Origin of the sequence: Streptomyces solincola (genome assembly GCF_002982015.1) — a bacterium.
GTDB classification, from domain to species: Bacteria; Actinomycetota; Actinomycetes; order Streptomycetales; family Streptomycetaceae; genus Streptomyces; species Streptomyces solincola.
Genome location: NZ_PVLV01000728.1, coordinates 1 through 1669 on the forward strand (window position 1 = coordinate 1; position 1669 = coordinate 1669).

Consider the following 1669-nt stretch of genomic DNA (forward strand, 5'->3'; position numbering starts at 1 on the left):
GGGTAGCCGTAGCCGGGCGGGGGAGGCGGCGGGGGGACGGCACCCGCAGGCGCGCCCGCCCCGGTCATGCGGTGGCCGCAGACCTCGCACCAGTCGTCGGAACCCGACTGGTGTCCGTTCGGGCAGGTCGGCATGTCGGCGCTTCCCCCTCTCTTCGTCCGGCCCGCAGGCCGCAGTTCGTCGGCGACCGGCGGACCGCTCGCTACCGGTTCGTGTTCTTGACGCGAACGGTTTTGGTCGAGCGGGTTTCGAGTGTCATCTCGTCCGCTTCGGCAACCTTCGCTTTGAGTCGCACAGTACCCGTCGCGGCGTCGACCACGTCCACCACCTTCGCCAGCAGCCTGGCGGTATCGCCGTTGCCGGAGGCGGCCGCGAGCTGCACCGCGCGGCCCAGTTTCGCCGTCGCCCCGTCGAAGTCGCCCAGCTTGCGGGCGTCCAGGCCCTGCTGGATGACCTGGGCCAGCTCGGCCTGCCCGGTGTAGTGCGCCACCTGCGGGTTGATCGAGGTGGAGGCCGCCATGTCGTCCGTCCACACCGCGCGGACCAGGCCCTGCGACAGCACCTGCGGGGCGCCGCCCGCCCCGGCGGGGTCCGGCAGCACCAGCGAGACCCGGGCGGCCAGCATCTCCCGGCCGATCGCGGCCACCGGCACCCGTACGCACACGTGGTAGTCGCGGGACTCGTCGCCCCAGGAACCGGTCGGGTAGTCGCCCGCGCGCGGACCGGCCTCGCCGCGGCGGTCGGTGAGGTCCTCGACGGACGGCGCGACCTGCTTGACGAACAGCACCTCGGTGCCGACCGGCGTCCACAGCCGCAGGGAGACGTCGGCGACCTCCTTGCCCATGGCGGTCTCCATCATCCGCGTGAAGTCCGCGGCCAGGTCCCCCGGGTCGGCGACGATGTCGGCCGTGCCGAGCAGCGCCGAGGCGATCCCGGTGACCTCCTTGACCTCCCAGTCGGTGCCCACGCCCCGGGCGTCGCAGGTGAAGCGGCCGGCGCAGGCGTCCAGCGCGGCCCGCAGGTCGTCGGCGCTCTCGTGCTCGTTGCGGCCGTCGGTGAGCAGGATCGCGTGCCGGATCGGGGCGTCGGAGGAGGCCAGCAGCCGGTCGGTCAGCTTCAGCCAGGCCCCGATCGCGGTGCCGCCGCCGGCGGTGACCCGGCGGAGCCGCCGCCTGGCCTCGGCGCGGGTGTGGTCGCTCGCCACCGCCAGCCGTCCGCCGCCCGGATACACCTCCTGTGCCCCGTGGGTGCCGGACACCACCGAGAACTCCGTCCCGTCCCGCAGGGTGTCGATCGCGGCGGCGGTGGCGTCGCGGGCGTTGCGCATCTTGGTCGGCGGGTAGTCCATCGACCCGGAGCAGTCGACCATGACCACGACCGCGGCGGCCGGGGCCCGGCCGGCGGCCGCGTCCCGCACGGGTATGGACGCCGGGGAGGCGCCCGCGCCGGTCAGCGGCACCCCGCCGGTGGTCCCGCCGCCGGTCGCGGTGACCGTGACGATCGCGTTGACCTCCTGCCCGCCCTCCGGCAGGTACTCGTTCTGGTACACCTCCACCGCGAACTGCGGCACGCTGGACTTGGAGAAGTTCGCCATCTCATCGGCTCCTCGGCACGGACGCACACAACAGGAAGGTTCGAGTGGGGGGTTGGGGCGTGCGGGGGCTGTCTC

General features: G+C 73.8%; 1 protein-coding gene and 1 pseudogene. Both read right to left on the bottom strand.

Features of this window, described 5'->3' with window-relative positions; all coding sequences use genetic code 11:
- A pseudogene (locus C6N75_RS31945) lies at window positions 1-134 on the bottom strand (FHA domain-containing protein); the annotation flags it as partial.
- 68 nt (window positions 135-202) lie between these two features.
- The gene (locus tag C6N75_RS29735) at window positions 203-1594 is read right to left on the bottom strand and encodes a vWA domain-containing protein (RefSeq protein ID WP_105871932.1); all 1392 of its coding nucleotides are present in this window, start codon (window positions 1592-1594) and stop codon (window positions 203-205) included.
- Between the last annotated feature and the right edge of the window lie 75 nt (window positions 1595-1669).

What these genes read in the sequence shown, in the direction of transcription:
- C6N75_RS29735 (WP_105871932.1), bottom strand. Translation starts at nt 1,594, where the DNA reads ATGGCGAACTTCTCCAAGTCCAGCGTGCCGCAGTTCGCGGTGGAGGTG.